Below are 26759 nucleotides of genomic sequence, written 5' to 3'. Positions count from 1 at the left end.
CGAAACCGGAGCCCCCTAGATGTTTCGCGAAGTGCGGATCAGTTGGCGATCCAGGCCTTCTCGAAGCCGAGCATCGCGTCGTTGGTGGGCTGCACCCCGAACACGTTGTTCGACCAGGCCACCATGTTGGCGTTGTTGGCCAGGCTGATCGCGGGCAGGTCCTCCAGGAACTTCTGCTCGATCTTCTTCACGATCTCCTCGCGATCGTCCATATCGGTGCTGCGCAACTCGTCGACCATGGCGTCGTAATCCTTGTCGGCGTAGCCGGAGGAGTTACTTGCCGCCGTGGAGTAGAAGCTGCTGTACAGCCGCCAGAACGGATCGGCCTCGGTCACCGACAGCGCGCTACGGGCGAAGTCGTAGTTGCGCTCGATGTAGATCTTGTTGGTGATGTCGGCGATCGACCGCACCAGATCGTTCTCCACCGTGAAGCCGGCCGCCTCCAACTGGGCCTTCAGCACCATGGCCTGGTCGCGCGAGATCGGGTCGGCGCTGGAGGTGAGCACCACCTTGCCGTCGAAGCCCTCGGACTTGGCCTCCTCGAGCAGCTTCTTGGCCTGCTCGATGTCGTACTCGGGAGCCTCGGCGTCGGCGTTGTGCCAGCGGGATTCCTTGCCGAAGATGTGCTTGGTGGGCAGCCCCTCGCCGTCGTAGATCCGGTCGTAGAGCGCCTGCTCATCGATGGCGTGGGCGATCGCCTTGGCCACCTTCGGGTTGGCGCCGGGCCGGCCCTCGGCGTGGTTGACGTTGATCATGTTGCCCATGTTGTCCAGCGACACCCAGCCCGAACCGTCGGCCTCACGAATCTGCTTCACGATGCGGATGTCACGCACCACCATCGCCTGCACGGCATTGGACTGCAGGGATTCGTTCTTGGTCTCGTCGGCACCCAGCCACACCATGCGCAGCTTCTCCAGGTGCGGCTTGCCATCCCAGTATTCCGGGTTGGCGGCCAGGACGAGTTCTTCCTGCGGCTTGTAGGACTCGAAGGTGAAGGCACCGGCGCCGATCGGCTTGAAGTTGTCCGGTCCGCCCTCGATCGCGGCCGGGGCGACGATGAAGCCCATGCCCATGCCGAGCGCGAAGGGGAAGGTGGCCCACGCGGCGCGCAACTTCACCTTGACGGTTTCGTCGTCGACCTTTTCGGCACCGGCCCACAGCGGCCCGACCACGGCCAGGTCATAGCCCTTGTTCTCGATGTAGTAGTTGAACGAGCCGATCACGGCGTCGGCATTCACCGGGGTGCCGTCGGAGAACTTCACATCCTTGCGGAGCTTGATCGTCCACTCGGTGTAATCGTCGTTCGGCTCCACCGATTCGGCCAACCGCGGCTCGAACTCCTGCTCGCGCACGTTCCAGCGCACCAGTTGGTCGTAGACCGCCACCAGCGAGGTGCCGCCCGAGTAGCCGGTGGCCACGGTCTTGGACGGGTCGAGGCTGCGGGTTTCGGCGTAGTCGGCCAAGGTCAGGGTGCCACCGTCGGTCGGCTCCCCGGGGGTTTCCTTGTCGTACACCCCGGGGGTGTAATAGTCGGCGGTCTTCTCGTCCGGGCCCTTTTCGCCCGGCTCTCCCGGTTCATTGCGCGCGCATGCGGTGAAAGCCAGCGCGCACGCGGCCAGCAAAGCGGCGGCCGTGGTGAGTCTCTGTCGCTTCATTGCGATTCTCCTGCGTCGGTGGCATGCCACGGTCGGGCTGCCGTCCGCCGAATCTCAACAACAGAGGGGGACCTGCGAGAAATTCCTTTCCCGCCCAGTGGGAGCGGTAAAGCCTCTCAGCGCAGGGCGCGGCGGGCCACGAAGGCTTCCTTGGCGTACTGCCCGAGCCGGTGGGTGGCGTACCCGTCGACCACGGCGCCGACCCCGCCACCGAGCAGGGGGACGCGCTTGCCGGCCAGGACGGTCAGCCGCTTGCCGCTGCTTTGGGAGAACAGCCCGGCCAGCACCAGTTGGGCGACCTTGTGATCCAACTCGGGGTCGAACACCGGCGCGGTCGCCACCGCCATCGGTGAGGACGGCAGGTGCTCGTCGTTGATCAGCGAACCGATGTCGTCGCCGAGCAGGCACATCACCACCGCAGTACGCACCCGGGAGTCACCCACGTCGTAGCCACGCAGGTGGGCGATCGCGGCCAACATGCGCACCTGCACCACGGCCAGCCCGACAATGTTCGCCGGCAGGGTCACCGCAGTGGTGATGATGCCGCCGATATTCGTCGCGAAGCCCTGGGCGCTGGCCAACCCGGTGTGGGTCAGGATCAGCCGGTCGATCGCCACGTCGACATCACGGGACCGGCCCAAGTGGCCGGCGGCGGCGGACTTCGCGGTGGGCAGGGGGCCGGCGCCGTCGATGCCGGCTTCCAGAATGCGGCGCAGCGTCTTGGTCACCGGTGACGGGGCGATCCTCGCCAACGGGACCAGAGCCAAGTTGTGCATGTCGTTGGCCATGGGCCCCTCCTGAGTTATGAACATCCCCAGAGTACGCAGGCCCACCAACCCGAGCCCGGGACGGGGCACAATCGGTGCGTGTCCATCTTCGGTGACCCCGAGTACTGGCCGGACGACGATCTGATCGGCTGGTCGGAAGAGCCGACCCCCGAGATGCTGGTGGCCGGCTACCGGGAGGGGGTCTTCCCGATGCCGATCGAGGACGTCTTCGGCTGGTTCTCCCCGCTGAACCGGGCCATTGTGCCGTTGCACGGGATGCACATCTCCCGCTCCCTGCGGCGATCGGCCCGCAAGTACACGATCAGCTCCAACCGGGCCTGTGCCGAGGTGATCCGCCGTTGTGCCGACCCGACCCGTCCGGGTTGGTGGATCAGCGACGACATCACCCGGCTCTACCTGGAATTGCACCGGCTGGGGTTCGTGCACTCGATCGAGGTGTGGGATGAACAGGGCCGGCTGGCCGGTGGCCTGTACGGGGTGCGGGTCGGGCGGTTGTTCGCGGGCGAATCGATGTTCCACGACCCCGAGTACGGCACCGACGCCTCCAAGGTCGCGCTGATGGCCCTGGTGTTCACGATGCAACGGATCGGCGATGTCCTGCTGGACGTGCAATGGCAGACCCCGCACCTGGAAAGCCTCGGGGCGATCGAGATGCCCCGCGAGATCTATCTGCGCGCCGCCGCCCACGCCGCCGCCCGGCCCGGCGGACCCTGGCCGGCGCAACCACCCTGGACCGGTTCGCCGCCCGGGTGACACGATGGCGATATGCCCGAACTACCCGAGGTCGAGGCGTTGCGTTCCCACCTGGCCGAGCGATGCGCCGGCCGGACGGTGACCCGCGCCGACCCGGCGGCGATCGCGGCGCTGAAAACCTACGACCCACCCCTGACCGCGCTGATCGGCGGCACGGTCGACGAGGTCTGCCGGTTCGGCAAGTTCCTGGCCTGGTCGGTGCTGGTGGACGAACAACCGCACTGGTTGGTGGTGCACCTGGCCCGCGCCGGCTGGGTGCGTACCGGGCCCACCCCGGCCAAACCGCCCCGCCTCGGTGGCAAGGGTCCGTTGCTGTTGCGGATCGGTTTCGACGACGACACCTGTGTCGAGATCACCGAGGCCGGTACCCAGCGGCATGCCGCGATCTGGGTGGTGCACGACCCGGGGGAGATTCCGCTGCTCGCCGAGTTGGGCCCCGACCCGCTGGCCGACAGCTTCGACGCCGATGCGCTGGGCGAGATTCTGGCCGGGCAGGGCCGCACCCGGATCAAGACCGTGCTGCGCGACCAACGCTTGATCGCCGGCATCGGCAATGCCTGGTCGGACGAGATTCTGCACACCGCCAAGATGAGCCCCTACACCCCGGCCAACAGCCTCGATGCCGGCGGGGTGGAACACCTGTGGACGGTGCTGCGCCAAGTGCTGCAGGAGGCCGCCGACCGTGCCGACGGGGTGGAACCGACCGACCTCAAGGACACCAAACGCAGCGGGATGCGGGTGCACGGACGTACCGGAGAGGCCTGCCCGGTGTGCGGGGACACCGTGGCCGAGGTGTCGTTCAGCGACTCGTCCTGGCAGTACTGCCCGACCTGCCAGACCGACGGCAAGCCGCTGGCAGATCGGCGAATGTCCCGGCTGCTGAAATAGCACCCAGATGCCAGTGGCCCGCCCCGACTGATTCGGGACGGGCCACTGGTGCGGTTGAGGTCAGCGGATCACCGGCGGGGGAGCGGATTGACCGTCACCCCACACGCTCTCCTCTTCCTCCAGCCACACGCCCTCGGTCTCGTCGACCTCTTCTTCCTCGTCCTTGCGCTGGTTCTGGCGGCGACCGGCCATCGGGGCGCCACCGCCCATGCCGGAACCACCGCCGCGTCCGGCACCGTCGCCACCCGAACCCGAACCGGCGATGTTTCCGGTCGAGCCGGGGTTCACCGTCGCGCGGCCGGCGCCGTTGACCTGGAAGCTGGTGCCCGGGGAGCCTGCCATCGCACCGCCACCCATCATTCCGGCGGCCATCGGGCTGCCCATCGCACCGATGCCACCCGGCTGCGGGGCCGGGGAACCGGTCATCACCGCACCGGTCGGAGCCGGCGACCCGACCGGGCCACCGATCCCGCCGAGACCGGCCGGAGAGGTTCCGGGGTCACGCTCGCCGATCGGGCCACCGGGAGGCTCGATCGGTCCACCCGGCGGATCACCGATCCCACCGGGAGGTTCGACGATCGGGACTTCGGGAGCCTCGATGATCGGCCCGCGGGGCGGGTCGTCCACGATGGGCACCTCGACAATGGGCCCCTCGGGCGGGGGTCCGACCCAGCCACCGGGCGGGTCGTCGATCGGGCCACCGGGCGGAGGCATCGGCACCGGGCCTCCGCCACCGCCACCACCGCCACCGGGCGGAGTGGTGCTGCCGCCACCACCGCCACCGCCGCCGGGGGGAGTCGTGTCGCCTCCGCCACCGCCGCCGGGCGGAGTGGTGCTGCCACCGCCGCCACCACCGCTGCCGCCGCCACCGCCGGGGGGTGTGGGCGCCGGCGGAGCAGGGGTGTCGGTCTGCTTTTCGCTGTAAGCCCCACCGCGATACTCGAAGGTGGGGAAGTCATCGGGCTGGTAGTCCGACATCGCCGTCTCGACCGACAGCGCGGCGCCCTGCACATTGCTGTGCGGTGTGTCGTTGAGGTGCACCCACTCGAGCAACCGGTCGAACTGATGGGTCAACCGGGTCACCGGCGACGACACGGCCTGGAAGATCAGCGGGGGCGGGAGGTCGGGGTTCGCCGCCAGCGCGGAATCCCACTCCGGCTTCGGAACGGTCTTCACGATCGCTTCATTGCCGTCGACGACCTCGGTCGGCGCGTTGGCCTTGGCTTCCTCGTAGGCCTCGTCCTCACCGGTGAAGAACTCGTCGAACTTGCCGAAGATGCTCTGGTCGACATGCTGCCGGCGGGTCTTCCATTGGGTCTGCACATCCCAGGGGATGTTGTTCTGCTCGGCGGTGCGCCAGGACGTCGAGATCGCGCCGGTGACCGGGGACAACTTCTTGGCGTAGTCGTCGGCGGTGTCCTCCAGTGCGGTCAGATGACGCACCAGATCGTCGGTGATCATCGTCCGGTAGGCCTCCGCGCCGGCCCCGGTCCAGCCGCCCTCGGCGGTCAACCGGTCGAGCCGCTGGATGATCAGCTCGCGGATCTGCCCGGCCCGGGTGGAAACGTCCTTCCACATGTCGTGGGCCTCGTCCAGCGTGTTCAGGGCGGGGGAGGCGACATAGGCCAGCAACTCGCGCTGGGTGCGGCCGTACAGGTTGGAACCGCCGCCACCGTCGTGAATCCTCGTATGCGGCTGCATCAGGCCTCCTTGACGGGTTGGTTCAGCGCGGTGGTGATCTCATTGGCCCGGGTGCCGTTCAACGCCGACAGGTTTGCGTACTGGCGGGCGAGTTCGTCGGTACCGTGCACGAGTTCTTCGGTGCGTCCGGCCAGGGTGCGGACGTTCTCGTGAGCCTTCTCGGCCAAGGTGAGGTGCCGCGACTGGGCACCGGAGCTGGTCTGGAATTCACCGAAGTCAACTTTCTTCACCCCGGTGGCGAAGGGCTCCAGGCGGTCTTCGATGTCGCGGATCTCGTCGAGCATCTCGTCGAGAAAGGTGGCAAAAGCAGCAATGCTCCCGGGGTCGACTGTGACGTTGGATTTGATTCGGGAGTCGTCGGTCACGGATTGCTCCATTCGGGGGTGACGCCAAAGGTGTGGTGGGCCGCGATGCGGCCCCGGACGGCCGAAACGGTGGGCGCGTCAACCGTAGTCGACACACCCACCGTGGGCGGGGTGCTGATCCGCACGTCAGAGAGGAATCAGGCGCCCCAAGAACCCTGGATGGCTCGCTCGTTGGAGTCGTAGTTCTCGGAGATCTGGGTCATCACCTGCTGCATCTTGGCGATCACCTCTCCCATGTGGTTCGCGGCACCGTCCCATTCGGACTTGGCGGCGCGGTAGGCCTCACGGGCGGCGCCGTCCCACTGGGCGAGCGAGGAGTTCAGCTGGCCCTCGAGGGTCGACAGCTGCTCGGTGAGGGCCTTGTAGGCGGTGTTCAGGTCGGCGATGCCCTGCTGCATCGCACCGGCGTTTACCGAAGTGAAGTCAGACACTGTGCTCTTCTCCTAAATGATCTGTGGTTGATGGGGTGGTGGTCAGCCGTTGAGGATCGCGGAGATCGCGTTGGTCGACTGGGCCTGCTCTTCTTCGGTGCTGCTGTACTTCATCTGGGTCGACGAGAGGTTCTCGTGGATGCCGACCAGGGCCTGCTGTACGCGGGCGAACTGGCTGTCGAAGTCGGTGAAGGCGTTCAGGAAGGCCTGCGCGGCGTTACCCTGCCAGCCCGAGCCGATGAGGCCCTGAACGCGGCTCTGCAGGTTGCGCTGCACGCCGTCGATAGCGTTGGCGGATTCTTCGATCTGGCCGGCCGCCTTGGCCATTTCTGCGCGGTCAACAGAGGTGTTACCCGACATGATGATGTCCTCCAAGTAGTTTCGGGCTGACGCCCGCTTACGTGTGAACCTGACGCGCGTTGTCGCATCCGGCGTTCCATCTGGTGTTCGACACTAACGGCCCTATGGGTCAGTGTTTTCGTCCGATTTCGGCATCCGGCCGAAATTGAGTACGGGTGCTCAGACGAGCTGTGGTCACCGGCCCACCGGTTGCAGGGCCGCGTCCTTGGACAACATCAGACCCGGGTCCAGGCCCTCGGGAATCAGCGTCAGAATTGCGGTGGGAATGCGTTCGGGGGTCAACTCCCCGTAGCCCAGCGCCCCCCGATCCTCGTCCGAGGCGATTCCGAAACGCTTCGACTCGGTGACCAGAATCGCGGTGTCACCGGATTCGGCGGTGACCAGCGCACCGTGCAGGGTCGGCATCACCACCACATCGGCGGCCTGGACGGTGCTGGCCGCGGTGCCCGCTTCGGGGGTGTCGACCGCCAGGGCCAGCCGGGGTTCGGAATCGGCATCGGGCCAGGAGGCACACACCGCCACCGAACTCGGGTCGGCCACATTGCGGTCGGGTTCGGGCAGGGTGCGCGGTACGTCGGGTTTGGAGATCTGCTCGGTACCGATCACCCGGGCCGCCTCGGCGGCGCTGATCGGGGTGCTCTCGATGTCGTGCTCGGCCGCCAGCACCGCACTTTCCAGGGGTGCGATCTCGGCCAGGCCGTCCTCGAGCAGGACGTAGTAGGTGGTGGTGGCCCCTTCGACATGGAACAGCGAACCGATCTTGGTCGAGCCCGCATTGGGCGGACGCACCGACTGCTCACCGAACTTCGGGATGTCCAGGGCTTCCAGCGGGCTGCCGGCCGGCAGCGTGTTCAGGAACCGGTCACCGGGCTCGACCACGGTGTTGAAGCCCAGGAAGGACAGCACCGGGGGAATGCTGCTGCCCTCGGGAGTGGGCACCGGGTGGGCCCGGCCGTTCACGATCAAGTACACCTCACCGGAGGAATCCCGGGCCGCGAAGGTGGCGTTGCCGTCGGGGACGTCCCCGGCGCCGACCTCCAGGGTGGTGAAGCGCTGATCCTTGTCGTCGGGGGCGGTACTGCACACCCGCAGCGGGTAGGCCCCCATCGACTTGGGGTCGGGCAACTGCTTGGGCGCACCCTCGATACCGATCGGGTTCTGCTCCGGAAAGCCCCGCAGCGAGCGCGACTTCAGCTTCTTCAACTCGGCCCCGCCGGTGGCCAGCTTGGCCGAGGTGATGTTGCTGGCCGGGTACAACTCACCGGCCAGGTAGGCGAACACCGCCCCCGTCTCGGAGTTCACGATCACGTGGTCCTTGTCCTGCCATGAGGTGGACGTGCCGCCGCGCACCAACCCGACCACACCGAAACCGGCGGTGATCAGCACCCCGATCATCACCGAAGCGAACAGCCCGGTACCCAACCGGCGCAGCGGCCGTTCGGCATCATCGGGGCGGCGGCTGACCAGGGCGGCCTTGAGCCGTTGGGTGACGAACGCGTGGGCCTTGAGGAGGTCCTTGCGCGTTGCCATCGCTGTCGGTTCCCTTCGCCGCGTCGGTCGGATCGGTGTTCGTCGGACAGCCTATGGTCCGACTGCCCATAGAGTATGTGCCGTCCGAGGTCACAGGAGGGGACAGATGGCCGACCAGCTCGCGGCGCATCCGCAACGCCACGGCGGGTTGCGTGGTGTCGGGCGCTGGCTGGTGCTCGAAATCGCCCTGCTGGTGGCCCTGTTGTGTTTCCTCACCCGTCAGCCGATCGGCTATGTGGTGGGTGCCGCGGTGGTGGTGATCACCGCCGTGCTGTTCATCCCGGTCGGGGGCCGCTCCCTGCTGGCCGCGATCCGGGCCCGGTTGGCCTACGGCCGACGCACCGGGCAGCGGGCCGACACCGCCGGGGTGCCCTACGACCTGGTGCCGCTGGCCCAATGGGTGCCGGGGCTGGCGGTCAGCCAAACCCTCACCGGACGAGGCGACGAGGTCGGCGTGATCACCGACGGCACCGCCTGGTCGGCGGTACTGGCGCTCACCTCCGACGAACATTTGTTGGCCGACAAGGGCGAGGAGTTGAACCTGGCCGCGCTGAGCGGGCTGACCCGGCAGGACGATGTGGTCTTCGAGGGCGTCCAGGTGCTCACCTACACCGTGCCCGCCCCCACCACCGCCCTGCTCGCCCCGAACTCCCCGGCCGCCCGGGCCTACCGCGAAGTGACCGAGGGGCAGGTGCCGCCGACGGTGCAACGCACCTGGCTGTGCCTGCGGCTCGACCCGCGACTGTGCGTCCCGGCGGTGACCCGCCGCGGAGCCGGCTCGGACGGGATTTACGCCACCTTGCGGTTCGGCCTGCACCGGGTGCAGACGGTGCTGAAACGCCAGGGCATCGAAACCCGGGCCCTGAACCCGGTGGAGATCTACGAGGTGCTCGCGCTGACCTCCGGTTCGGGGCCGGACGCCTATGCCGAACGCTCCCGCGAGGACTGGCAGCACTGGACCTGCGACGGGTTGCTGCACACCGGCCGGGTGATCACCGGTTGGGGGGCCAGCGCCTCACTCGGGTACGGACGGCTGCTCCAGGCGGTCGCCTCGGCCCCGGTGTTGTTCGCGATCACGTCCTACACCCTGTCGCCGAAGCACCCCGCCACCGGCGGCATCCGGCTGGTCACGCCGAACGAGGCCAGCGCCGGCCCCGCGGTCGACCACGTCACCTCGGTGATGTCGGGTGAGGTCAGGTTCGGTGCCCCCGGGGGAGCCCAGGTGCCGACCATGCTGGCCACCGTGCCACTCGGACGGGGGGCGGTGGCATGACCCAGGACTTCAGCGGTTGGGACCTGCCCGAACAGTCGGGCGAGAACGCCGGCACCGAGTGGGTGATGCCGGCGGCCGCCCCGGTGGAGAACCCGGTGGTACGCACCGGCCCGTCCGGAATGGTGCTCGGTGAGGGCAGCAACAAGGGGCCGGTGACGGTGCGGCTGTTCCGCTCCCAGCCCACCCGGGTGCTGCTCGCGGTGCCGCAGTATGTGACCTGGCTGTTGACCTTCCGGGCGATCTCGCTGGGCGCCCACGTGTCGATCTTCGCCAACGACCCGGGCTCCTGGCAGAGCCTGGTCGACCGGATCAGTGCCTGCGGCGGCACCGCCGAGCTGCTCGGCCCCGATTCGGTCGCCCCCGGCGCCGGCCGTCCCTATCGTCCGTCGCTGATCGTGGACGATGCCGACTGGTACGAGGGAGTGCAGGAACAACTCGGCCCCTGGCAGGCGATGCTGATCACCGCCGACGCGGCCCATTCCGGTTCGGTGTTCGCGCTGCGGTCGTGCGATCTGGCGCTGGTCTCCCCGGTTGACGGGCGCACCTCCGACAACCTGCGCCGGGCCTACGCGCTGAACCAGGCCCAACTGCGCACGGTCACCGATCTGGCCGAATCCGAAGTGGCGCTGGCGATGCCACGCCGACTGCTGCGGTTGGCGGTACCGCCGACCCAGACCGAATACCAGCTCCTGTTCGGCGGCTGATTTCAGCCGCTCAGGCCGTAGGCCCACATGTAGAGGTTCAGCACCTGCAACACCAGCGGCACCATCGCCAACAGGGCGAGCCATTCGAAGATGTCGCCGAAGCGGCCCCACTGGGGGCTGATGATGACGTTGTACATCGACGACGCGTAGACCCCGAGCAGCATCGCGGCGAGCACCAGCAGCCCGGTGACCAGCGCGGTGCGCATGATCGACGGTTCGCTGGTCCACACCCAGAAGCCCGCCGTGGCGAAGGTGACCAGGATTCCGGCCACCAACAGCGACAGCCGCTGGGACAGGCCGACGAAGGCCCGGGCCCGCAACATCAGGGCCAGGCCGGCCGCACCGGTCAGGGCCAGACTCGCCCAGCGCCCGTCCAGAATCACCGGGACGGCCAGCACCACGGCCAGCACCGAGGAGGCCAACAGCAGCGAGCTGAGCAGTTTGTCGGCGGTCACCGCGCGCACCACGATGTCGGCCTGCACCGGCTCGTCGTCGGCCATCAACTGTTCGCTGGTGGTCGGCAGGTTCGGCATCGCCACCTGGGCCAGGGCGAAGCACAGCGAGGGCAGCAGCGGGGTGACGGCCAACACGAGTACCAGCGTCACCGCCGAAACCTGGACGGCCTTGTCGGTGGTCAACACGATGATCATCGTGACCACCACCAACACCAGCGCGGTCACCGCGACGGCCATGAACTGATAGGTGTGCACCTGGGCGCCGAGGGCCATGGCGCCGGCCAACACCAACACCACCGCCGACGCGGTGAGCAGGGCGATCGGTAACTCGGCCGGTAACAGGAAGAACCCGCCGAGCCCGGCCAGGGCCACCGCCATCCACGCCATCGAGGCCGCGACCTGAGCCTTGCCGAAGGCCCGCGACAACAGCACCGCGGTGATGCCCAGGGACACCGAAATGGTCAGCGCGATCACCGCCGAGGCCAACGAGCCACTGGTCAGCAACAACAGGGCCGGGACGCCGACCACCAGCCCGGCCAGCACCAGCAGTGCCACCCGCCGACTGTGGCGGGGCTGCCAGGCCGGCTGGGTGGTGGTGGCGGTCGCCACCGCGTCCACCACATCGTCGAAGGCCGCGTCGGGCATCGAAGCATCGCGCTGCCGCAGATGCAGGGTTTCGCCGTCGCGAATGTTCAGCGACGACACCAATTTGGTCGGGTCGAGCGGGTCCTCACCGAAGCGCTGCAGCACCCAGGTGTGCACCGCCTCGTTGGCGGTACCGCTCTCGTAACCGGAGAACCGGATGATGTTCGGCAACAACTCGCCCAGGGTGGTACTTCCGGGCAGGGCAAGGTCGATTCTCCGAGTGGGTGAAATCACCGTCACCCGGGCCAGATCCTCACCGGTGGTTGTGCTCACAGTGCTGAAGCGTACCGACCCGTGGGCCATCACTCTGCTTACATGTCCTTCGTGGGAGTGATCACCTTCAACCGGCCCAAGCGGGCCCAGCCGCCGCCGCACCCGCGCGGCGACCTGTTGTTGGAGTCCCCTCCCGAGGTTCCGCCGCCCGCCACCGGACGCAACTTCGGCGCGATCCTGCGGATGCTGCCGATGGTCGCCGGTGCCGGCGCGATGGCGATGATGATGATGAGCGGTTCCCGTGGCGTGCTCGGCGGCGTGATGGGCGGTATGTACGGCATCTCGATGCTCGGCATGATGCTGTCGCAGACCGGCCGCGGCAACGACGATCAGGCCCAACAACTGGACGCCGCCCGCCGCGACTACTTCCGTTACCTGGGGCAGACCCGCAAGAAGGTGCGGGCCACCGCCGAGGCCCAGCGCAAGGCCACCCTGTGGCGACATCCCGCCCCCCAGGATCTCTGGTCACTGGCCGGGCACCGGCGGATGTGGGAACGCCGGGTCGATTCCGACGACTTCGCCTCGGTGCGAATCTCGGTCGGCCCACAGCAGTTCGCCCAGCGGATCACCCCGCCGGAATCGAAGCCGATCGAAGACCTCGAACCGCTCACCACCGGTGCCCTGCGCCGGTTCATGCGCACCCACCGCACCGTCCCGGGAATTCCGCTGGCGCTCAGCCTGAAGGGCTTCAACTACGTCCAACTCGTCGGCGATGTCGAGGCCGAACGCCGACTCGCCTACGCGATGCTGGCCCAGGCGGCGGCCTGGCACGCCCCCACCGACCTGGCGGTGATCGTCTGCGCCGCCCCCGAAGTGGTCGACGAGTGGAAGTGGGTCAAGTGGTTGCCGCATCTGCAGCACCCGACCCGCACCGACGGGGTCGGCCAAACCCGCATGTTCGCCACCGACGCCACCCAGTTGGCGCAGGTCACCGAGGGGTTGACCAGCCAACTCGACTCGGTGCCGTCCCAGATCGTGTTGATCGTGGACGGGGTACCGGGCGTGTCGGCCGATTCGCTGTCCACCCCCAGCAGTCACGTCACCACCATCGAGGTGACCCGCCTGCGAGAACGTCCGAAGCGGATCGAGGCCGGCGTCGCGGTGCTGGACGTGCACCCCGAGACCCTCACCCTGCACCGCCGCGCCCAATCGGTGCAGGTGGCCAGCACCCCGCTGGGCAAACCCGACCAGTTGCCGATGGTGATGGCCGAGATGCTCGCCCGTGGCCTGGCCCCGTACCGGATGCCGACCACCCAGACCGCCGAGGACGATGACACCGAGGGCGAGGAAGTCGTCTTCGAGCCCCCCAAGGACTACCCGGCCCAGGTCGGGGTGGGTGACCCGCTGACCATCGATGTGCGCCAGGCCTGGAAACTGCGTCCGGTGCACCAGCGACTGCGGGTGCCGATCGGTAACGGTGAGGACGGCCGTCCGGTCGAGTTGGACATCAAGGAGGCCGCCCTCGGCGGCTGGGGCCCGCACGGCCTGTGCATCGGCGCGACCGGTTCGGGTAAGTCGGAGTTCCTGCGCACCCATGTGCTCGGCCTGGCGATGACCCACCCGCCCGATCAGTTGAACTTCGTGCTGGTCGACTTCAAGGGTGGTGCGACCTTCCTCGGTCTGGACGAGTTGCCGCACGTCAGCGCGGTGATCACCAACCTCGAGGGTGAACTCACCCTGGTCGACCGGATGCAGGACGCGATCGAGGGTGAGATGGCCCGCCGCCAGGAGGTGCTGGCCTCCTCGGGCAATTACAAGAACCGTGAGGACTACGACGAGGCCCGCCGCGAGGGTGCCGATCTGGCGCCGATGCCGAGCCTGTTCATCGTGGTGGACGAGTTCTCCGAGATGCTGACCGCCCGGCCCGAGTTCCTCGACACCTTCATGATGATCGGACGAGTCGGCCGGTCGCTGGGCGTGCACCAGATGCTCGCCACCCAGCGGCTGGAGGAATCCAAACTCCGCGGCCTGGACACCTACCTGTCGTACCGGATCGGTCTGCGCACCTTCTCGCCGGCCGAGTCGCGGATCGTGCTCGGCGTGCCCGATGCCTACGAACTGCCCTCGGCACCCGGTAACGGCTACCTGAAATACGAACAGTCGATGGTGCGGTTCAAGGCCGCCTACGTTTCCGGCCCCTGGCGCGGATCGTCCCAGGAAGTAGCCGGCCCGTCCGGTGGTTACGGCGAACCCGGTGCCCTGGTGACCACCAATGCCTGGGTGCCGCCGGTGCTGGAGTTCGTCCCCGAGTACGTCGCCCCGGTCGAACCCCCCGAACCCGAACCGGAACCGATCAGCGTCGAACCGGCCGCCGAGCGGCCCGAACCCGAGCCCGAGCCGAAACCGTCCGAGGACGAGGAGCAGGAGGAGGAAACCCTGCTCGACATCGTGGTCGACCGGCTGCGCGGCAAGGGGTGGCCGGCCCACCAGGTGTGGCTGCCGCCACTGGACGATCCGCCCACGATGGACCAGCTCATCGGCGGCGAACTGACGGTCGTCGAGGGCCGCGGTCTGACCACCGCAGACCCCCGGGCACACGGCATCCTGCAGGCCCCGGTGGCGCTGGTCGACCGACCCCGCCAGCAGCGCCGCGACCCGATGTGGGTGGACGTGTCCGGTGCCGGCGGCAACGTGGCCATCGTCGGTGGCCCGCAGTCGGGTAAATCGATGGGCGTGCGGGCCCTGATCGCCGGGATGGCGCTCACCCACACCCCGCAGGAGGTCGGCTTCTACTGCCTCGACTTCGGTGGTGGCGCGCTCGGGTCGCTGCGCGACCTGGCCCACGTCGGTTCGGTCGCCTCCCGCCTCGACGTCGACAAAGTGCGCCGCACGATCGCCGAAATCACGTCCCTGCTGCAGAACCGCGAAGTCGCCTTCGGCGAACAGGGCATCGACGGTATGCCCACCTACCGACGCGGCCGGCGGGACGGGACGATCCCGGCCGACCGGTTCCCGACCGATGTGTTCCTGGTCATCGACGGCTGGATGACGCTGCGCCAGGAGTTCGAGGAGATGGAGTCGCAGATCACCAATCTGGCGGCCCGCGGCCTCGGCTTCGGCATCCACGTGGTGGCCACCAGCAACAAGTGGTCGGAGTTCCGGGTCGGCATCCGCGACCTGCTGCAGAGCCGGATCGAGCTGAAACTCGGCGACGCCTTCGAATCGGAGCTGAACCGCAAGCTGGCCGCCCTGGTGCCGGCCGGACGTCCGGGCCGCGGCCTGTCGCCCGACGGGCTGCACATGCTGATCGGCCTGCCACGGATCGACTCGGTCGAATCGGCCGAGGACATCTCCGACGGGGTGAAGCACTTCGTCGCCTCGGTGAACGGCGCCTGGCAGGGCCCGCATGCCGCCCCGGTGCGCTTGCTGCCCGACAACCTGCCCTTCCACGAACTGCCGGCGGTGGCCTGGGACGGTCAGGACCGCCGCTTCCCGTGGGCGATCGACGAACTCGAACTGTCGCCGGTGTGGATGTCGCCGATGACCGAACCGCACTTCGTGATCTACGGCGCCCCCGAATGCGGCAAGTCGACCGTGTTGCGCACGATGCTGGCCGGCATCGTCAGCCGCTTCAACCCGTCCGAGGCCCGGATCGCCCTGCTCGACTACCGCCGCTCACTGCTCGGTGCGGTACCCGACGAACACCTGATCGGGTACGCGGCCTCGCAGACCGCGGCCACCGACCTGATGAAGAACTGTGCCGACGCGGTGCGCAGCCGGTTGCCCGGCCCCGATGTCACCCAGCAGCAGTTGCGCGACCGTTCGTGGTGGAAGGGCATGGACCTGTTCATCGTGGTCGACGACTACGAACTGGTCGCCACCAGCATGGGCAACGCCCTGCAACCCTTCTTCGACCTGGTCTCCCAGGCCGGTGACATCGGCCTGCACATCATCGTCGCCCGTGGCATGGGCGGCGCCGGCCGGGCCGCTTTCTCCGACCAGATCCTGGCCCGGATGAAGGACGGGGCGAACCCCGGCCTGATCATGAGCGGCACCCGGGACGAGGGCGCGTTGCTGGGCAATATCAAGCCCTCCCCGCTGCCACCGGGCCGCGGCACCCTGGTGACCCGATCCGGGGCAGTACTCGTACAGGCGGCGAATCTGCCGCCCAAGGAGTGAGCCGGTGAGTTTCGGGAAACGGGCCCGGGCCCGGCTGTGCGCCGGATTGCTGGCCGGGGCGGTCGGCTCGGGTGTGCTGCTCGCGCCCCCGCTGCAGGCCCACGCGATCGAACCCGGCGAGCCCTACGACACGAAGATGTGCCGCGACTGGGCCAGCGAACCGGCCGGCAAATCCTGGCAGGTCGAACGGATGAAACCCGAGCAGGCCTGGTCGCGCAACCAGGGTGAGGGCGTCACCATCGCGGTGATCGACACCGGGGTGGACACCGACGGGGTGCCGATGTTGGAGGGCGCCGACGTAACCACTGTGAACTTCACCGGCTTCGAGTTCCGGGAGAAGAACGAGGGCATGGACGACTGCGCCCACGGCACCTCGGTGGTCGGGTTGATCGTCGGCCAGCCCGACACCGACCCGAACACCAACATGGTCGGGATCGCGCCACGCGCCAAGGTGATCGCGATGCGCACCCTGCAGGTGAGCGTGTGGGATCCCGAGGAGGGCGAGCCCGAACTCGAACCGCTGGAGCCGACCATCGCCGCGATCGAGGAGGCGGTCCGCCTGAAGGTGGACATCATCAACATCTCCCAGCAGGGCAGTGACACCCCCGCCTACCGGGCCGCGATCAAGAAGGCCATCGACAACGACATCGTGGTGATCGCCGCCGCCGGCAACAAGGGCTCCAGCTCGGAACTGCCGTACCCGGCCGCCTATCCCGGGGTGATCGCGGTGGGCATGTCCGGCCCCGGTGACCTGCCCAATGAGCTGTCCCAGTGGCATCGCGATCTGCGGGTGTCGGTGGCGGCACCGGCGGTGGAAATCCCGGTGGTGCGCCCCTCGGGCAGCGAGTACGGGGCTGCTTATGCCCTCGAATCCGGCACCTCTTTCGCCGCCCCCCAGGTCACCGGGACGGTGGCGTTGATGCTCTCGGACAACCCCGACCTGACCCCGGACGAGGTACAGGCCCGGCTGGAACTGACCGCCGATCCGCCCCCGATGGCGGTTCCGGACAAGCAACTCGGCTACGGCATCGTGAACCCGCAACGGGCGGTCACCGGTGTGGTGCCCCGCGATCCGGAGCCGCCGGCGTCCCCACCGCCGGGCACCCCGGCACCCGACCCCGATGACCGGGTCCGTCCCGATACCACGATGCGCAATGTCGCCCTGGCGCTGAGCGGGGCCGGCGTGCTCGGGCTGGGGCTGGCCGCGGCGCTGGTGCTGTCGGCACCGTCGGGACGCAAGCGCCGATGGCGTCCCGCGGCCCCGCGCGACGACCACTGACGCGCGCGGCGACCGAGTTGTTGGCTAGCCTGTGCCCATGTCCTTGTCGGGTGCCTGCGTAATCCCAGCCCGTGACGCGGTGCACGCCATCGCCGACACGGTGCAGGCCGTCCGCGCCCTGCGCGGGGTGGACGTGGTGATCGTGTGCGACGACGGTTCGGCCGACGAGACCGCGAAGTACGCCGCCGGGGCGGGGGCGATCATCGTCACCCACCAGAAACCACTCGGCCGGGCCCGCAGCATCGACTCCTCGGTGAACGCCCTGGGCATTCTGGAAACCCGCGACAACCTGAAACGGGCCGGTTTCGTGTTGATCGCCGAGGCCGAGATGGGTGCCGATGCGCAACGCCTCGGGGCGCTGGTCACCCCGGTGCGCGAGGAGGAGGTCGACCTGGCCACCGCCGTCCCGACCGGGGAACACAAGCCCGGTGTCGCCGAGGACCTGGCCATTCGCGGCATCGACGAACTCACCGGGTGGCGGCCGAAGGCCCCGCTCACCGGCCTGCACTGCCTGACCCGGGACACCTTCGAGGTGGCCAGCCCGCTGGCCGCCGGGTGGGGTGCCGATGTCGGCCTGTTGCTCGATGTCACCGCCGCCGGGTTGCGGGTGCGCGAGGTCGAGGTGGACCTGCGTCCGGACGACCGGGACGGTTCGTTGGCCGCGTCGATGGAACGGGCCCGCACCCTGACCGATGTCACCCGGGCACTGGCCGGACGCGGCCTGAAGGCCGAATCCTTCCTGCCCGAGGGTGGCCTGTCCGGCCTGCTGCGGCGAGGCCCGTGGAGCCGCGGCTCGTGACCGACCCCGAACCGTCCCGTCCCGGACCCTGGCCCTGGCACCGCAACCCACACCTGGGGTTGGGGTTGATCATCGCCGCCACGGTGCTGACGTTGTTCGTCGGTTTTCTGGGCCCGTCCGCGGTCACCTTGACCCTCGGGCCCCGCGACGGATCGCTGCTGCCGCCCTGGTATCTGCCACCGGACACGATCGGCCGTCCGAACGAATGGTTCGTCTCCGGGCTGGTCGCCCTGGTGATCGCGATCGGTGCGGTCGGGTTGGGCCTGACCCTGCGCGGGGTCGCGGCGGGCTGGCAACCGAACCTGAAACGGCTCTTCGGCATCGGCCTGGGGCTCAACCTGGTCACCATCATGGTGCCGCCGATGACCTCGGCCGATGTGCTGATGTATGCCGCCTACGGACGGCTGCAACGGCTCGGGCTGAGCCCCTACGACATCACCCCCGCCGAGGTGTTCCGCAGCCAGTACGACGAGGTGTTGCGCTGGGTGGAACGTCCCTGGCACGACACCCCCAGCGTCTACGGCCCGCTCAGTTCGTGGACCCAGTGGTTCGCCAACCTGCTGGGCGGCAACAACATGCACGACATCGTGTTCTGGCTGCAGGTGTCGACGGTGCTGCCGTTCATTCTGTGCTGTATCGCGGTGATCTGGCTGGCCCACGGGGACGCGAAACTGCAGGCCCGCGCGATTCTGCTGACGATCGCAAACCCGTTGATGATCTGGTCGGTGGTGGCCGGGGCGCACAACGAGGGCTGGGCGATCATGTTCGCGATCATCGGGGTGCTGTTCATGCGCCGCAGCGCCTTCGGGGCCGGGGTGATGATCGGGCTGGCGGGCTGCTTCAAACTGAGCATCGGCCTGTACGGGTTGGCGATGCTGTGGGGTTACCGCAAGCAGCCGCGCAACCTCGTCCTGCTCTGCCTGGGCACCCTGGTGCCGATGGGTATCGCCTACGGGCTGTGGGAACCGCGGGCCCTGGTGCAGGTACTGCGCAACACCACCTATGTGTCGGTGGGGTCGTGGGTGCAGCCGCTGTACCACCTGCTCACCTGGCCGCTGTCGGTGCCGACCACGAAGCTGATCCTGAACGTGGTGGCCCTGGTGCTGCTGGTGGTGATCGCCTGGATGCTGTCGCGGGTGCTGCCCTGGCGGGCGGTGTCGGGGCTGTCGACCTCGGTGCCGGCCCAGGACGACCCGATCACGATCACCGTCCGCACCGCCCTGCTGTTGTCGATGGCCTGGCTGACCACCTCGCTGTACACCCTGGCCTGGTACGACCTGATGGTGTGGGCACCGCTAGCGCTGCTCGGTGCGACCCGGTTGGACAAGCTGTTCGTGTGGCGCGGGGTGTTCCTGTCCCTGTCATATGTGCCCGGACGAGCGGTGGAGATGAGTGCGGAATTGGAGTTCGTGACGAGCCGCATTCGTGACACGATTTCCCCGATCGTGCAGATCGGGGTGCTGGTCGCCATCGTGCTGTGGTGGTGGCAGCAGTGGTATCGGCCCCGACGCGATCGACGACGTGCCGAAAGGGCGGCCGCGGACGAGCCGGTGGGGGTGAGCGAGGGTGGCTGAGAAGGCCGGTTGGTACCCCGACCCGGGGGAGCGTCCCGATGTCTACCGCTGGTGGACCGGACGCGGCTGGACGAACTGGTTGGCGGATTCCGACGACGGCCCGCCGCCGGAGGGTCACGACAACCCGCGGGTCACCGCAGTGGTGGTGCCGCGCGGTGACCGGCAGGTGTCGCTGGCCGCCCGCACCATGGTGATCGGTGTGGTCGTGCTGCTGGTGCTGCTCGGCCTGGCCGCAGCCGGTGGCGCGGCGACCAACCGCAACACCACACACCCCGATTTCGCACCCACCCCCAGCGGACTGACCGAGCCGCCGGCCACGGCCGACGCGAAGTTCTCGGGAAGCACGGAGACCCTGCAGGCACGCTTCGGCGATGTGGCGGTGACCCTACCGCCGGGCAACGCCAATGACCGGGGCGTGAATCGGGGGCTCGAGCCGGTATTGCTCACTCAAAGGCCCGTGCGCCAACCCAGTGGGGCCGATAACGCCTACTCGCTGGTGATGTTCGGTGGCTACGCCGGCCCGCCCAGGGTCGATGGAATCGACTACGCCGACTACCTGTTGGCGTATCTGGCGAAGAACCTCTTCGGTGAGGAAGCCGCCCGGATCACCGACGTCGAGGACGCCGACGTGAGCGATCTGCCGGAGGGCCGGGCGGTGGGTAGGACCGCGGTGCTGCGGTACGAGCCCGCGGCACCCGGTGATTCCGGTTTCGACCGTGTCGAGGTGATCGTCATCGAACTCAACTCCGCCCAGCGTGCGGTGTGGGTGTCGATGATCCCGGACAATGCCGAGCAGTCACTGATCGACGAAGTTGCGGCGAGCCGGGCGAGTCTGAAGGTGAACTAGGCTGTTGCGGTGGCCAGTTATGCATATCTGGGGCCGGCGGGAACATTCACCCACGAGGCCCTGCAGTCCGTCCTGAGCGAGGGCGACACCGAGATTCCGCACTCGTCGGTGATCACCGCCCTGGAAGCGGTGCGCCGCGGTGAGGTGGATGCCGCCTTCGTGCCGATCGAGAACTCGGTCGAGGGTGGGGTGAGCGCCACCCTGGATTACCTCGCCAACGGGCACCTGTTGATGATTCGGCGTGAGGTGTTGCTGCCGGTGCAGTTCACCCTGTTCGGCCGGCCCGGTACGTCCCTCGACAATGTGCAGGTCGTGTTGAGTCATCCGCACGCGGTGGCGCAGTGCCGGGGTTGGTTGGCCCAGAACTTGCCCGAGGCGACCGTGATCGAGGGCGGATCGACCGCCGCAGCCGCCGCCGAGGTGGCCAACCCCGACTCGCGCTTCGATGCCGCGATCAGCGCCAAGGTCGCCGGCGAGATGCACGGCCTGGACGCGTTGGCCTCCGAGATCGCCGACAACACCTCGGCGGTGACCCGGTTCGTGGTGGTGACCCGTCCCGAGGCGCCGCCACCGGTGACCGGTGCGGACAAGACCACCCTGGTCGCCTACATGAAAGTCGATCGCTCCGGTGCGCTGTTGGAGATTCTGGAGCAGTTCGCCGGACGTGGGGTGAACCTGACCCGGATCGAATCGCGTCCGACCAAGACCCAGTTGGGCAACTACTGTTTCTCGATCGATGCCGAGGGGCACATCGCCGATGCCCGGATGGCCGAGACCCTGATGGGTCTGCGCCGGATCTGCGGGCGCGTGGTCTTCCTCGGCTCGTACCCGCGCGCCGACCGGGTGCGTCCGGTGGTCGAGGAGGGGTTCACCGACCACGACTACGCCGCAGCCCGGGAGTGGCTGGACGAGATCAGCAACCCGGGTAGCGCCGGCGACTGATGGCCTCGAACGCGCGGACGGCGGTGCTGGCGGCCCTGGTCACCGTCCTGCTGTTCGCGGTCGGGCTGACCGTGACCCTGCTCGTCGCGGGGCGTCCGGGGCCCGATGCCTCGTCGGGGGTTTCGCCCCGGCCGTCCGGTAGCGGGGTGCCGACGAGTCCCGCACCTTCGAGTTCCGCGCCCTCGAGTGTTGGGCCCACTACCGACGTCCCGCCTTCGCGCGAGCCGACTGAATCGGCGGAGCCCGAGCCGAACACGGCTGCGCCCACCCGGGCACCTCGGGATTGCCGGCAGGTGTCGTTGGCCGGGCCGTCCGCAGTCGATCCGGCGGCCGACCTGACCGCGGTGGCCGAGGAGTACGGGGTGGACTTCGAGGCGAGTTGGTACGACCCGGGATCGGGGGTGCAGAGCGTTGGCGGTTTGGCGGAGTTGCCGGCCTGGTCGACCGCGAAGGTGCCGTTGGCTCTGGCGGTGATCCGGTCGGGTCAGGGGGCGGAGTACGCGGAGGCGATTTCGGCGGCGCTGCGGGTGTCGGACAATGAGGCTGCCGACCGGTTGTGGCGGGCGCTGGGCCCCGATGATGCTGCCCGGGCCGAGGCCGTCCGTGAGGTTTTGCGCGAGGCCGGGGACGAGGGAACCTCGGTGCCGAGCCGTCGGTTGCGTCCGCCGTACAGCGTTTTCGGGCAGACCCGGTGGGCCACGGCCGATCAGATCGGGTTCCTGCGGCAGTTGCCGTGCTTGGAGGGTGCCGATCAGGTGATCGCGCAGATGCGGCAGGTGTCCGCGGAGCAGTCCTGGGCTCTGGGCACGATGCCCGGGGCGGCCTTCAAAGGCGGCTGGGGGCCGACCGGTTCGGGGTACCTGGTGCGTCAGTTCGGTTGGTATGAGCGGGCCGATGGTGAGCGGGTGCTGGTGGCGATCGCGGTGCAGGCGGAGTCGTTCGAGGACGGGGTTCGGGTGCTGAACGCGCTGGTGGGAGCATTCGGCCGACCCTGACGAGGACGCGGAAATCGCGGGCCTTATACTGAAGTAAGCCGAATCTTCTCATCCCCCGGGGGTCGAGGAGCCTTGCCATGTCCGGTCCACAATCCAGTCCGCAACCACCACCGTGGAGAGCGCAGCAGCCGGGCCATTCGGGCGCGCAGCCCCAAGGTATGTCGCCGGGGCCGCCACCCGGGCCGCCGCCGGGTCACGCGCAGCCGCCATGGGGCCAGGGCCCACCACCGCCGCGAAGTCCGTCCGGTTCCGGTGGAGGCGGTAAGGGCGTCGCGATACTGATCGGGGTGCTCGCGGGCCTGCTCGTGGTGGCCATCGGTTTGGTGGCGTTCTTCCTGCTGCGTCCGGAGCCGCAGACGACAACGGTGGCTCCCCAACCGACGACCCCTGCACCGGAGCAAACGTCGCCGTCCGAGGCCCCGTCCGAGACGAAGGCTCCGAAGAATGAGGTACCGCAGACGCAGGTTCCCGAACCCGAGAGACCGAAGAAGCAGGCACCCCCGGAACGTCAGGCGCCCCCGCCGCCTCCGCAGGAGCAGGAGGAGGATCCGATGTATGAGGAGGATTGGCCGCCGGGTGGCACCAAGTTGTGCGGTGACCCGGACGTGGCGGTGAACTCAGTCACCAGCTGTCAGTTCGCTTATGTGGTTCGGCAGACCTACATCGATCAGGGGCCCGGCACCTACGACGTGTACAGCCCGGTCACCGGCAAGGAGCACCGGATGACCTGTGAGCCGCCGGAGGGTAATGCGGTGCGCTGCACCGGTGGAACCAACGCGTTGCTGTGGTTCTGGTGGTACTGACTGCTCGCTGTGGCCGTCTCCTGCTCCCGGTCGGGCCATATGCGTGCGAGCCCTTCGGAACTCCCGCCAATGCCCTTCTCCTTGCGCCCGGTCAGGCCGGGTCGGGCTCGTCCGGGAGTTGGAGCGGGAGTAGTTCGATCGCCTCGGTGGTGAGTCGCTCGATGCCGTCGAGCAGTTCGGCCACCGAGGTCGATCCGAGCAGGGTTTGCTGATCGAGGGCGCCCACCGGGGCGATGCCGGCCAATTGCCAGGCCGCAGCGAGCCGACCCCGCGACAAGGGAGTGTCGGAGGGCCAGGCGTGGGTGTTGTATTCGCTGGCGATGGCCAGGGCTCGGCGCACGGTGGCCTCCACTTCGTCGATCCGAGGTTGGTCGGCGTCGAACCATTCCAGTTCGGGTAGCAGGCGAACCTCGGCCTGCGGGTAGGGATCGTCCGGGAGCCACGATTCGACCTCGAAACGTTGGGTGCCGCGGGCGATCAGCCGGATCTGGCCGCCGGACATCTGGCGGGTCAGTTCGAGCTCGGCCACCGTGCCCAGGGTGAAGCGGGCGTCACCGCCACCGACCTCGAAGCCGCGCTCGATCAGCACGACTCCGAAGCGTTGTTCGTCGGCCTCGATGTGCTCGAGCATCATCCGGTAGCGCGGCTCGAAGATTTGTAGGGCCAGCGGCATGTTCGGAATCAGCACTGACCCCAGCGGAAAGATCGGCAGCGTGGTGGTGGTCACCCCACCAACTTCGCACATGCTCGAGGTGTGTGGAAGGACTGGGTTGCGGCTGTTCCCGGCTCTTCTCGTTGGGCCATGGATGAAAACGCACCCCAGGGTCGGGTAGGCGACGCTTTTGTGCCTTATCGGTGGCTGTGGGGTGCGTTTTCATCCATCCGGCGCGAGTACTCGGCGATGAAGTGGCTGTGCTCGCCGGAAGGCGGCTCGGTGCTCGGGGCCGGCGACCGTCTGCCGATCGATGGGTGCGGCTACCGGTCGCGGCTTCGCGGCCCCCCCAAAGGTCAGGGCAGAATCCAGCGCATCGCCTGGTTGTACGGCGTCGGGATCCCATGTTTGGCGCCGAGTTCGATCACCCGTCCGGCGAAGATCTCGACCTCGGTCGGCCTCCCGGCCATCACGTCCTGATGCATCGAGGTGACTCCCTGATCGGGCTGACCGGCCAAAACTTCACTCCACGTGGCCACATCCGACTCATCCAGATGCACCCCCTCGGCCGCCGACACTGCGAGCACCTCGTCAATCAGAGCCATCATCAACGAGCGCGGATGGCCCTCGGCCTTGAAGGCCCCGTAGGGCGCACGCAGCACCGCCGATGCCTGGTTCATGCCGACGTTCACCATGAACTTCCACCACAGCTCATGGCGCATGTCCTCGGGAACCCGATACGCCAAACCGGCCCGATCCAGCGCCGCACACACCGGTGCCACCCGCTCGGCGGCCCCCAGGGCTTCGGTCGGCCCGAAGGTCAGTCGGCCCGCCTGCCGAAAGGACACTGCCGACGCCGAACGTTCGGCATCCATCGCCAGGGCGATACACGGCAGCACCGCCTCGCGCCCGAAGCGCGCGGCGATGGTCTCCTCGCTGTCCAGTCCGTTCAACACCGACAAGAACGTCGTCTCGGTGGAAACCACAGGCGCGACCAGCTCAACCGCCTCGGCCAACTGTTGATGCTTCACCGCGACAAGCACCAGATCGGCCACTCGCCCCGAAGCCTCCTCAGGATCGACCACCTCGGCGGTCAGCGGCTCCCCGTTCACGGTCATTCCCGACCGCAACCGCTCGGCGCGCTCCCCGGTGGCGACCAGCCAGGTCTGCAAACCACCGGCAACGAAATGCGCCGCGTACATCGCACCCATGGCCCCGGCGCCGACCACCGCCACAGTACGGATCTCAGCTGAACTCACGCGATCAACCTAACGCCGTGAACGCGCCGAAGCCACGCGAAAGCGAGACCACCCGAAACCGAGCCCGAGCGAGCTACATCCGCAACTGCAAGGCCCCCGGGTGAATCTCGAACTCCAACTCCCGTGCCGTGCCGCGCGTATCGCCGTCCAGTTGGTAGGCGTCGGGGTGTTCGGTGCGCAACACGATCCGCTTCGCCTTGAAACGATCGAGCCGCTCATCGGTGCGGCGCTGCCGGGTCATCACCCGGGTCACCACCTTGACCCAATCGCGCGCCGAGCTAGGCGAGGCCACCAACAGATCCATCAGTCCGTCGTCGGGAGCGGCATCCGGAATCAACGGAATACCGCCCTGCAGGTTGCCGACATTGCCGACCAGGACGACGCTGGCCAACCGGGTGAACGGCTCTCCGCCGTCCACCTCGAAGGTCGTGTGTTGCGGGGCGTGGTTGGCATGTTGGGCCGCGGCGACGAAATAGGCCGCCGAACCGACCGCCTTCTTCAGATCGGGATTCGTACCCGAGATGATCGCCGCATCCACGCCGATCCCGGCCATCACGCCGAAGTACTCGGGCTCACCACCGTCGGCGCGCACCGACACCAGATCGATCGGGTGATCGGTGCCCTCGAAGGCCAACTCCAGGGCGGCCCGCTCGTCCAGGGGAATGCCCAGATTCTTCGCCAACAGGTTGCCGGTGCCGGCCGGAATCAGCCCGAACGAAATTCCCGTCCCGGCCAATCCGTTGCAGATCGCCCGAATCGTCCCGTCGCCGCCGGCACCCAACACCAGATCGACCTCCTTGCGGCGGGCCACCTCGGTCATCTCCGCGCCGGGGTCCTCGGGGGTGGTCTCCAACCAGATCGGACGGGCCCAGCCGCGCGAACTCAGTTCGTAGTGCACATGGCGCCGAAAGGTCGCCTCATCGGTGACCTTGGACGGGTTCAGAATCACCGCACAGCGCGGTTTCAGCTCGGTGCCGTCCCGGGCCAGGGCTCGGCTGCGGCGGGCGGCCAGCGCGGTCAACTCCGGCGGCACCACCTTCACCCCGGCCAACACCAGACAGGACGTCGCCGCGAAGGCGCCGAACAGCAGGCCCCCGATCAGGTCACTGAACCAATGCGCCCCCAGCACCCAGCGGTCGAACCCGACCAGGGCAATCACCGCCACACCACCGAGTCGCCAGCCGATCGTCACCCGCGTCGACTGACGGGTGACCACCACCGTGGCGGTGATCAGAATCGCGGCCATCGTGGTCGCGGTGACATGCCCGGACGGGTAGGCAAAGCCGGATTGGGTGATCAACACCAACCCGTCATCGGGACGTGGACGGGCGAAGATCTGGGCGATCAGCCACCGGCCGAGGGCCCCGATGGGCAGCGAGAACAGCAACGCCCAACTCATCAGCCGCAGCCGGCGGCGCCAAGCCCAGACGGCCAGAATCAGCAGCACCGGATAGATCACGAAGGGGTGGGTGAACACCGCGATCGCCGAGGCGATCTGCCCCACGGGTGAGGTCAGTGCCGGGGGCCGGCCGATGCTCAACCGGCGATCCAGGCCCTCGAGCGCCCCGGCGCCGACCAGCAACGTCCACACCACGAAGGCCAGCAGCGAGCCGACGGTCACCAGCAAGCTGAACCGTGAGATCGCCCGAGGTGCCATGTGACGAACAAT

At 68.2% G+C, this 26759-nt stretch carries 23 protein-coding genes; 12 read left to right on the top strand and 11 right to left on the bottom strand.

Going from position 1 to position 26759, the window contains the following annotated elements:
- Positions 1 to 38: 38 nt before the first annotated feature.
- Together ACR4XW_RS06035 and ACR4XW_RS06030 are read right to left on the bottom strand one after the other, a co-directional pair.
- Positions 39 to 1655, bottom strand: coding sequence for an ABC transporter substrate-binding protein (locus ACR4XW_RS06035; protein WP_434759630.1), 1617 nt, complete (start codon positions 1653 to 1655; stop codon positions 39 to 41).
- A 116-nt stretch (positions 1656 to 1771) separates the two neighbouring features.
- Positions 1772 to 2443 (bottom strand): hypothetical protein, encoded by a 672-nt coding sequence (locus ACR4XW_RS06030; protein WP_434759629.1) that lies wholly within the window; start codon positions 2441 to 2443, stop codon positions 1772 to 1774.
- Between the two features lie 78 nt (positions 2444 to 2521).
- Here ACR4XW_RS06030 and aat point away from each other — a divergent pair, with 78 nt between their 5' ends.
- The gene (aat, locus tag ACR4XW_RS06025) at positions 2522 to 3196 is read left to right on the top strand and encodes a leucyl/phenylalanyl-tRNA--protein transferase (protein ID WP_434759628.1); all 675 of its coding nucleotides are present in this window, start codon (positions 2522 to 2524) and stop codon (positions 3194 to 3196) included.
- A 12-nt stretch (positions 3197 to 3208) separates the two neighbouring features.
- Positions 3209 to 4084, top strand: coding sequence for an Fpg/Nei family DNA glycosylase (locus ACR4XW_RS06020; protein WP_434759627.1), 876 nt, complete (start codon positions 3209 to 3211; stop codon positions 4082 to 4084).
- A gap of 60 nt (positions 4085 to 4144) precedes the next feature.
- Here ACR4XW_RS06020 and ACR4XW_RS06015 read toward each other — a convergent pair whose 3' ends face one another.
- The 5 genes from ACR4XW_RS06015 to eccB all read right to left on the bottom strand — a co-directional run bounded on the left by ACR4XW_RS06015 (position 4145) and on the right by eccB (position 8471).
- Entirely contained in the window at positions 4145 to 5785 is a 1641-nt protein-coding gene (locus ACR4XW_RS06015) for a WXG100 family type VII secretion target (RefSeq protein ID WP_434759626.1), read from the bottom strand.
- Positions 5785 to 6150, bottom strand: coding sequence for a hypothetical protein (locus ACR4XW_RS06010; RefSeq protein WP_434759625.1), 366 nt, complete (start codon positions 6148 to 6150; stop codon positions 5785 to 5787). The genes ACR4XW_RS06015 and ACR4XW_RS06010 overlap by 1 nt, the downstream gene beginning before the upstream one ends.
- 137 nt (positions 6151 to 6287) lie before the next feature.
- Positions 6288 to 6581, bottom strand: a complete 294-nt coding sequence (locus ACR4XW_RS06005; RefSeq protein ID WP_434759624.1) for a WXG100 family type VII secretion target — start codon at positions 6579 to 6581, stop codon at positions 6288 to 6290.
- Positions 6582 to 6623: 42 nt separating this feature from the next.
- Complete coding sequence (locus tag ACR4XW_RS06000; RefSeq protein ID WP_434759623.1) at positions 6624 to 6941, bottom strand: WXG100 family type VII secretion target; 318 nt, start codon at positions 6939 to 6941, stop codon at positions 6624 to 6626.
- Positions 6942 to 7115: 174 nt separating this feature from the next.
- Positions 7116 to 8471, bottom strand: coding sequence for a type VII secretion protein EccB (eccB, locus tag ACR4XW_RS05995; RefSeq protein WP_434759622.1), 1356 nt, complete (start codon positions 8469 to 8471; stop codon positions 7116 to 7118).
- A 106-nt stretch (positions 8472 to 8577) separates the two neighbouring features.
- On the opposite strand from eccB, the gene eccE reads away from it, so the two are divergent.
- Positions 8578 to 9744: a type VII secretion protein EccE gene (gene eccE / locus ACR4XW_RS05990; RefSeq protein ID WP_434759621.1), complete on the top strand. Its 1167-nt coding sequence runs from the start codon at positions 8578 to 8580 to the stop codon at positions 9742 to 9744.
- Complete coding sequence (locus tag ACR4XW_RS05985) at positions 9741 to 10448, top strand: hypothetical protein (RefSeq protein WP_434759620.1); 708 nt, start codon at positions 9741 to 9743, stop codon at positions 10446 to 10448. Before eccE ends, ACR4XW_RS05985 begins: the two co-directional genes overlap by 4 nt.
- A 2-nt stretch (positions 10449 to 10450) precedes the next feature.
- Here ACR4XW_RS05985 and eccD read toward each other — a convergent pair whose 3' ends face one another.
- A complete protein-coding gene (gene eccD / locus ACR4XW_RS05980) occupies positions 10451 to 11821 on the bottom strand; it encodes a type VII secretion integral membrane protein EccD (protein WP_434759619.1) in 1371 nt (456 codons plus the stop codon).
- A 42-nt stretch (positions 11822 to 11863) separates the two neighbouring features.
- On the opposite strand from eccD, the gene eccCa reads away from it, so the two are divergent.
- The 8 genes from eccCa to ACR4XW_RS05940 all read left to right on the top strand — a co-directional run bounded on the left by eccCa (position 11864) and on the right by ACR4XW_RS05940 (position 23179).
- A complete protein-coding gene (gene eccCa / locus ACR4XW_RS05975) occupies positions 11864 to 15940 on the top strand; it encodes a type VII secretion protein EccCa (protein ID WP_434759618.1) in 4077 nt (1358 codons plus the stop codon).
- 4 nt (positions 15941 to 15944) lie between these two features.
- Positions 15945 to 17219, top strand: a complete 1275-nt coding sequence (locus ACR4XW_RS05970) for a S8 family serine peptidase (protein ID WP_434759617.1) — start codon at positions 15945 to 15947, stop codon at positions 17217 to 17219.
- 37 nt (positions 17220 to 17256) lie between these two features.
- Entirely contained in the window at positions 17257 to 18018 is a 762-nt protein-coding gene (locus ACR4XW_RS05965) for a hypothetical protein (RefSeq protein ID WP_434759616.1), read from the top strand.
- On the top strand, positions 18015 to 19592 hold the full coding sequence (gene mptB, locus ACR4XW_RS05960) for a polyprenol phosphomannose-dependent alpha 1,6 mannosyltransferase MptB (protein WP_434759615.1): 1578 nt from the start codon (positions 18015 to 18017) through the stop codon (positions 19590 to 19592). Before ACR4XW_RS05965 ends, mptB begins: the two co-directional genes overlap by 4 nt.
- Entirely contained in the window at positions 19585 to 20439 is an 855-nt protein-coding gene (locus tag ACR4XW_RS05955) for a DUF2510 domain-containing protein (RefSeq protein WP_434759614.1), read from the top strand. The genes mptB and ACR4XW_RS05955 overlap by 8 nt, the downstream gene beginning before the upstream one ends.
- A 9-nt stretch (positions 20440 to 20448) precedes the next feature.
- The gene (gene pheA, locus ACR4XW_RS05950) at positions 20449 to 21381 is read left to right on the top strand and encodes a prephenate dehydratase (protein WP_434759613.1); all 933 of its coding nucleotides are present in this window, start codon (positions 20449 to 20451) and stop codon (positions 21379 to 21381) included.
- Positions 21381 to 22376: a serine hydrolase gene (locus ACR4XW_RS05945; protein ID WP_434759612.1), complete on the top strand. Its 996-nt coding sequence runs from the start codon at positions 21381 to 21383 to the stop codon at positions 22374 to 22376. The genes pheA and ACR4XW_RS05945 overlap by 1 nt, the downstream gene beginning before the upstream one ends.
- A 287-nt stretch (positions 22377 to 22663) precedes the next feature.
- Positions 22664 to 23179: a hypothetical protein gene (locus ACR4XW_RS05940; RefSeq protein WP_434759611.1), complete on the top strand. Its 516-nt coding sequence runs from the start codon at positions 22664 to 22666 to the stop codon at positions 23177 to 23179.
- A 91-nt stretch (positions 23180 to 23270) separates the two neighbouring features.
- Here the strand turns inward: ACR4XW_RS05940 and ACR4XW_RS05935 are convergent, their stop codons facing one another.
- From ACR4XW_RS05935 to ACR4XW_RS05925, 3 genes are all read right to left on the bottom strand, one after another.
- On the bottom strand, positions 23271 to 23906 hold the full coding sequence (locus tag ACR4XW_RS05935) for an LON peptidase substrate-binding domain-containing protein (protein ID WP_434759610.1): 636 nt from the start codon (positions 23904 to 23906) through the stop codon (positions 23271 to 23273).
- A gap of 281 nt (positions 23907 to 24187) precedes the next feature.
- Positions 24188 to 25090, bottom strand: coding sequence for a ketopantoate reductase family protein (locus ACR4XW_RS05930; protein ID WP_434759609.1), 903 nt, complete (start codon positions 25088 to 25090; stop codon positions 24188 to 24190).
- 73 nt (positions 25091 to 25163) lie between these two features.
- A complete protein-coding gene (locus tag ACR4XW_RS05925; protein WP_434759608.1) occupies positions 25164 to 26747 on the bottom strand; it encodes a bifunctional phosphatase PAP2/diacylglycerol kinase family protein in 1584 nt (527 codons plus the stop codon).
- Positions 26748 to 26759 lie beyond the last annotated feature (12 nt).

Source organism: Pseudenemella bisphenolivorans (assembly GCF_051133435.1).
Lineage (GTDB): Bacteria > Actinomycetota > Actinomycetes > Propionibacteriales > Propionibacteriaceae > JAAYAO01.
This window is presented reverse-complemented; position numbering and strand designations above follow the sequence as displayed.